The organism is Hydrogenophaga sp. (assembly GCF_026125825.1).
GTDB lineage: Bacteria > Pseudomonadota > Gammaproteobacteria > Burkholderiales > Burkholderiaceae_C > Hydrogenophaga.
This window is the reverse complement of record NZ_JAHCKK010000156.1, coordinates 1-5,823: the sequence shown is the minus strand read 5'-3', so window position 1 is coordinate 5,823 and position 5,823 is coordinate 1. Positions and strand designations below refer to the sequence as shown.

Genomic DNA, 5,823 nt, shown 5'->3' with positions numbered 1-5,823 from the left:
TGATGCCCCTGGCCGTGCCGCGTGCGCAACGGCACAACAACTGAGATCGACACCATGAGCCACAACGAAATCCAGCTCACCGGCCGCCGCGTGCTCGTCACCGGCGCCGCACGCGGCCTGGGCGCGAGCTTCGCGCAGGCGCTGGTGCAGGCCGGCGCGCGCGTCGTCATCAGCGACGTGCTGCACGACGCCGGCCGCCAGCTCGCCCAGGACCTCGGCCCCAACGCCCATTACGTGCCCCTGGACCTGCTCGACGCGGCCAGCGTGCGCGCTGGCGTGGACGCCGCCGTGCAATGGCTCGGCGGCCTCGACGGCCTGATCAACAACGCCGCCATCACCAACTCCGGCGGCAAGGGCATGGGCGAGCTCAGCCCCGAGACCTGGGACCTGGTGATGGACGTGAACGTGCGCGGCACCTGGCTCGTCACCACCGCCGCACGGCCGCACCTGGCCGCCACCGGCGGGGGCCGCGTGGTCAACATCGCCTCCGACACCGCGCTCTGGGGCGCGCCCCGCCTGCTGGCCTACGTGGCAAGCAAGGGCGCGGTGATCGCCATGACCCGCTCGCTGGCGCGCGAGATGGGCGAGGACGGCACCACCGTCAACGCCATCGCCCCCGGCCTCACCCTGGTCGAAGCCACCGCCTACGTGCCGCAGGAGCGGCACGAGCACTACCTCAAGGGCCGCGCCATCCAGCGGCCGCAGGTCCCCGAAGACGTCAACGCCGCCGCCCTGTTCTTGCTGACACAGGCCAGCGGCTTCATTACCGGTCAGCTGCTGCCCGTCAACGGCGGCTTCACGATGAACTGAAAAGGAGAAACTGATGAGCACCGCCACCATCGACAAACCCACCGCCGCGGCCAACGCGCCCGTCTTCAACGAACGCGGCCTGATGGACGCCAACATCCCGCCCGAGGCCGAGACGCAGCGCGGCATGATGCGCGCCGAAGGCCAGAGCTTCGCGCAGTGGATGGAAACCCGCGTGGCGCGCAAGAGCACGCGCAGCTACGACTGGGACGCGCTGAAGTTCCAGGCCGACTACGACCCCAAGTACCGCCGCGCGCAGATGCGCTACGTGGGCACCGGCGGCACCGGCGTCAACAAGGACACCAACACCGTGCCCGCCGCGCACTTCACCTTCTCCACCATGGTGATCCCGGCCGGCAACATCGGCCCCTCGCACATCCACTACGACGTGGAGGAAATCTTCTTCGTCATGCGCGGCGCCATGAAGGTCATCTGCGAGAAGGACGGCGAGCGCTGGGAAACCATCGTCGGCGAGCGCGACCTGATCTCGGTGCCGCCCGGCGTGTACCGCGAAGAGCACAACGTGGGCGACGAGGACGCGCTGATGTGCGTGATGCTGGGCTCGCCCAAGCCCATCACCCCCACCTACCCGCCTGACAGCCCCCTGGCCAAGATCAAAAGGTGAATCCCCCCCCCGCGCCGCTGCGCGTCGCCCCCCAAGGGGGGCAACACCAGCGGCCCGGCAAAGCCGGTTCCGCGGTGTTTCTGGTTCAACTTCCCATCAATCCTCATGACGCCTCTCCAAGCCCTCGCCTCCCACCCGCTGCGCAGCATTGCGCTGGCGGATGGTGCGCGCGTGTCGTACCGCGAAGCGGGTCAGGCCGCCGAGGTCACGCATGTGCTGCTGCACGGCATCGGCTCGGCTTCGGGCAGCTGGGTGCGCCAGCTCGACGCCGCGGCGGGCCAGCCCGTTCGCGTGCTGGCCTGGGACGCCCCGGGCTACGGCACCAGCGACCCGGTAAAGGCCGACTGGCCGGGCGCCGACGCCTACGCCGAGCGCCTCTGGGCCTGGCTCGACGCGCTGGGCGCGCAGGCGCCCATCACGCTGGTGGGCCACTCGCTGGGTGCGCTCATGGCCGGCCGCGCCGCCCTGCGCGCGCCAGCCCGCGTGCAGCGCCTGGTGCTGCTCTCGCCCGCGGGCGGCTACGGCAACGCCGAGCCGGCCGTGCGCGAGCAGAAACTGCGCGACCGCCTGGCCACGCTGGAGCGCCTCGGGCCGCAAGGCATGGCGCAGGCGCGCGGCGCGGCCATGCTCTCGCCCGGCGCGGCGCCCGAGCTGGTCGAGGCCGTGCGCGAGAGCATGTCGCAGGTGATCCCCGCCGGCTACACGCAGGCCGCGCGCCTGCTGGCCCACGGCACCCTGGCCGCCGACCTGGCGCAGCTTCGGCTGCCGGTGGTGGTGGCCAGCGGCAGCGCCGACGGCATCACCACCCCCGCCTCGTGCCAGGCCGTGGCCCAGGCTGCCGGCGTGGCGTGGAATGATCTCGGTTCTGTGGGCCATGCGTGCCCGCTGGAAGCCCCCGGCGCGGTCAACGCCCTGCTGGGTCTCAACTGAACGAGGAGAACACCATGGCCACCGAGAAAAACGACGACCGCTACACCGTGCCCGCGCTCATGCGCGGCCTGCAGTTGCTCATGCTGTTCAACCGCGACGAGCGCGAACTCACCGGCGCGGAGATCTCGCGCCGGCTCGAACTGCCGCGCGCCTCGGTCTTTCGCATGCTGCAGACGCTGGAACAAGGCGGCTTCGTCGAGCGCGTGGGCGATGGCGCCTACTACAAGCTCGGCCTGTCCGTGCTGCGCCTGGGCTTCGAGTTCCTGGCCTCCATGGAACTCACCGAACACGGCCGCCCCATCATCGAAGCGCTGCGCGACCAATGCGGCTACTCCGCCCACGTGGTGGTGCGCGACGCGCGCGACGTGGTCTTCATCGCCAAGGTCGCCGGCCGCAGCGCCCTGTTCCACTCCATCCAGGTCGGCGCGCGCCTGCCGGCCCACGCCACCGTGCTGGGCCGCCTGCTGCTCAGCGACCTCGACCTCAACGCCCTGCGCCAGCTCTACCCCGAAGCCGAGCTGCCCAAGTACACCCCGCGCACGCCCACCACGGTCGAGCAGCTCAAGCAGCTGATCGACCAGGACCGCGCCAACGGCTACGGCGTGAGCCAGGGCGGCTTCGAGTCCGGCATCTCCACCATCGCCGCACCCGTCTTCAACGACCGCGGCGAAGTGGCAGCGGCCATCAGCATCACCGTGCCGGCGCAACAGGTGCAGCCCGGCGAACTCGAAATTCTCGTCAACCAGGTGCGCGAGGCCGCGGCCCAGCTCACCGAACGCATCAGCCACCTGCCCAGCCGGGGTGGGTGGCAAACCAAACCGACCGAAAAGAAAGTCGCATGAGCCCATCTCACCAACGCATCACCGTGGGGGAACTCGCCGCCCGCTTCCTGGAGCAGTGCGGCGTGCGCGCCGCCTTCGGCGTGATCTCCATCCACAACATGCCCATCCTCGACGCGTTCCACACGCGCCAGAAGATCCGTTTCGTCTCGGCGCGCGGCGAGGCAGGTGCGTGCAACATGGCCGACGCCTATGCCCGCGTCAGCGGCACGCTGGGCGTGTGCGTCACCAGCACCGGCACGGGCTGCGGCAACGCGGCCGGCGCGATGGTCGAGGCCATCACCGCCGGCACGCCGCTGCTGCACCTCACCGGCCAGATCGAATCCCCCTTCCTCGACCGCGACCTCGGCTACATCCACGAGCACCCGGCCCAGCTGGCCATGCTCAAGGCCGTGGGCAAGGACGCCTTTCGCATCCGCAACCCCGAGACCGCCCTGGCCACCCTGCGCGAGGCCGTGCGCCTGGCGCAGACCCCGCCCTGCGGCCCGGTGAGCATCGAAATCCCGATCGACGTGCAGAAGATGAAGCTGGACCTGCCAGCCGATCTCTCGCCCCTGGCCGTGCCCCCGGTGCAGCCCAACCTGGCCGCCGTGGACCAGCTCGCCGAACGTCTGCTCGGCGCCAAGCGCCCCCTGCTGTGGCTGGGCGGCGGCGCGCGCAGCGCCAGCGCCGCCGCAATGCGGCTGGTGAACATGGGCTGGACAGTGGTCTCCTCCGTGCAAGGCCGCGGCATCGTGCCCGAAGACCATCCCGCCACGCTGGGCTCCTACAACCTGCAGAAGCCCGCCGAAGAGTTCTACGAAACCGTGGACGCCTTCCTCTGCGTCGGCACCCGCCTGCGCAGCAACGAGACGCTGAACTACAAGCTGAAGCTGCCCGCCACGCGCTACCGCATCGACGCCAACCCGCTCACCGACGGCCGGGGCTACAGCAGCGAACTGTTCGTGCACGGCGACGCCGAGATCACGCTCAACGCGCTGGCCGACCGGCTCGAAGGCCGCATGCAGATCGACCCCAAGCTCGCGGCCGACGTCAAGCGCACCCGCGCCGAGGCCGCCTCGCTGGTGGACGGCACGCTGGGCCAGTACGCCAAGCTCAAGAACACGCTGGCCGAGGTCGTCGGCAAACAGCTCTGGTGGGTGCGCGACATCACCCTCTCCAACAGCATGTGGGGCAACCGCGCCCCGGTGCTGGACCACCCGCGCGCCGGCGTGCACGCCCTGGGCGGCGGCATCGGCCAGGGCCTGGCCATGGGCGTGGGCGCGGCCGTGGCCGATGCCGAGCACGCGCTGGGCCGGCGCACCATCGCCCTCTGCGGCGACGGCGGCTTCATGCTCAACGTGGGCGAGCTCGCCTGCGCCGCGCAAGAGAAGGCCAACGTGGTCTTCGTCGTCATGAACGACCAGCGCTACGGCGTCATCAAGAACATCCAGGACGACATCTACGGCAGCCGCCACGCCTACGTCGAACTGCACACCCCCAACTTCGCCCAACTCTGCGCCAGCCTGCAGGTGCCGCACTTCAAGCTGGCCGACCCGGCCGCCACCAAGGACACGCTGCAAAAAGCCCTGGCCCACGCCAGCGGCCCGGTGGTGGTGGAAGTGGACATGAACGCCTGGGGCCCGTTCGCCGTGAAATTCGCCGGCCCCCCGAAGAAGAAGGAAGAGACATGAACGACGCGCTGAGCCCTTCCCTGGCAAGCCCGCACGGCGGTGCGCAGCACGAAGGTTCCCGCACGCCCTTTCAGCAGGTCACGCTGATCGGCTATGGCGCCATCGGCCGCACCCTGTTCGCGCGCATGGCCGGACACCCCACGGTGCGCATCACCCACGTGGTGCTGTCCGAAAGCCACGTCGCCGAGGCCCAGGCCGCGCTCGGCACCGCCGCGACCGTGTGCACGCAAGTGCCGCCCGAAACCACCCTGCTGCTCGAATGCGCGGGCCACGCCGCCATCGGCTGCCATGTGCTGCCCGCGCTGGAGCGCGGCATCGAATGCGCCGTGCTGTCCATCGGCGCGCTGTCCGAAGACGGCCTGCCCGAGAAGCTGGCCGAGGCTGCGCAACGCGGCGGCACGCGCGTGCACCTGCTGGCCGGCGCCATCGGTGGCATCGACGCCATCGCCTCGGCCCGCCTCGCCGGCCTGGACAGCGTCACCTACACCGGCCGCAAGCCGCCCCAGGGCTGGCGCGGCAGCCCGGCCGAGCAGGTCACCGACCTGGGCGCGATCACCGAGCCCACCGTCATCCTCGAAGCCACGGCGCGCGAAGCCGCCCACCTCTACCCGAAGAACGCCAACGTGGCCGCCACCGTCTCGCTCGCCGGCCTGGGCCTGGACGCGACCCGCGTGCGCCTCATCGCCGACCCCACGGTGACCGAGAACATCCACGAGATCGACGTGCGCGGCGCCTTCGGCGAAATGCACATCACCATGCGCGGCAAGCCCCTGCCCGACAACCCCAAGACCTCGGCACTGACCGTGTTGTCCGCGCTGCGCTTCCTGCACAACCGCACCGCCCTGGTGACGGTATGAAGCCCACCCCCGCGCCGCGCCGGCAGCGCGTCACCCCCTCAAGGGGGCGGGGGGCGCCCCCTCTCTTCTCAAAGGTTTGACATGACCGACCG

The 5,823-nt window shown here is 70.6% G+C and carries 6 protein-coding genes; all 6 read left to right on the top strand.

Translation table 11 applies throughout. From position 1 onward, the window contains the following. Nucleotides 1-54: 54 nt before the first annotated feature. The 6 genes from KIT86_RS23935 (at nucleotide 55) to KIT86_RS23910 (ending at nucleotide 5,731) form a co-directional block, all read left to right on the top strand. A complete protein-coding gene (locus tag KIT86_RS23935; RefSeq protein ID WP_297403062.1) occupies nucleotides 55-810 on the top strand; it encodes an SDR family oxidoreductase in 756 nt (251 codons plus the stop codon). A 124-nt stretch (nucleotides 811-934) separates the two neighbouring features. Next, nucleotides 935-1,432, top strand: a complete 498-nt coding sequence (locus KIT86_RS23930) for a cupin domain-containing protein (protein ID WP_297403064.1) — start codon at nucleotides 935-937, stop codon at nucleotides 1,430-1,432. A gap of 105 nt (nucleotides 1,433-1,537) precedes the next feature. Next, nucleotides 1,538-2,362, top strand: a complete 825-nt coding sequence (locus tag KIT86_RS23925) for an alpha/beta fold hydrolase (RefSeq protein WP_297403061.1) — start codon at nucleotides 1,538-1,540, stop codon at nucleotides 2,360-2,362. 14 nt (nucleotides 2,363-2,376) lie between these two features. Continuing rightward, the gene (locus KIT86_RS23920) at nucleotides 2,377-3,204 is read left to right on the top strand and encodes an IclR family transcriptional regulator (protein WP_297403059.1); all 828 of its coding nucleotides are present in this window, start codon (nucleotides 2,377-2,379) and stop codon (nucleotides 3,202-3,204) included. After that, nucleotides 3,201-4,874: a thiamine pyrophosphate-binding protein gene (locus KIT86_RS23915; protein WP_297403057.1), complete on the top strand. Its 1,674-nt coding sequence runs from the start codon at nucleotides 3,201-3,203 to the stop codon at nucleotides 4,872-4,874. Before KIT86_RS23920 ends, KIT86_RS23915 begins: the two co-directional genes overlap by 4 nt. Then, entirely contained in the window at nucleotides 4,871-5,731 is an 861-nt protein-coding gene (locus KIT86_RS23910; protein ID WP_297403055.1) for an aspartate dehydrogenase, read from the top strand. The genes KIT86_RS23915 and KIT86_RS23910 overlap by 4 nt, the downstream gene beginning before the upstream one ends. The last annotated feature ends 92 nt before the right edge of the window (nucleotides 5,732-5,823 follow it).

Excerpts from the sequence above, each read along its gene's own strand:
- KIT86_RS23935 (WP_297403062.1), top strand. The coding sequence starts at position 55 with ATGAGCCACAACGAAATCCAGCTCACCGGCCGCCGCGTGCTCGTCACC.
- KIT86_RS23930 (WP_297403064.1), top strand. The coding sequence starts at position 935 with ATGATGCGCGCCGAAGGCCAGAGCTTCGCGCAGTGGATGGAAACCCGC.
- KIT86_RS23925 (WP_297403061.1), top strand. The coding sequence starts at position 1,538 with ATGACGCCTCTCCAAGCCCTCGCCTCCCACCCGCTGCGCAGCATTGCG.
- KIT86_RS23920 (WP_297403059.1), top strand. The coding sequence starts at position 2,377 with ATGGCCACCGAGAAAAACGACGACCGCTACACCGTGCCCGCGCTCATG.
- KIT86_RS23915 (WP_297403057.1), top strand. The coding sequence starts at position 3,201 with ATGAGCCCATCTCACCAACGCATCACCGTGGGGGAACTCGCCGCCCGC.
- KIT86_RS23910 (WP_297403055.1), top strand. The coding sequence starts at position 4,871 with ATGAACGACGCGCTGAGCCCTTCCCTGGCAAGCCCGCACGGCGGTGCG.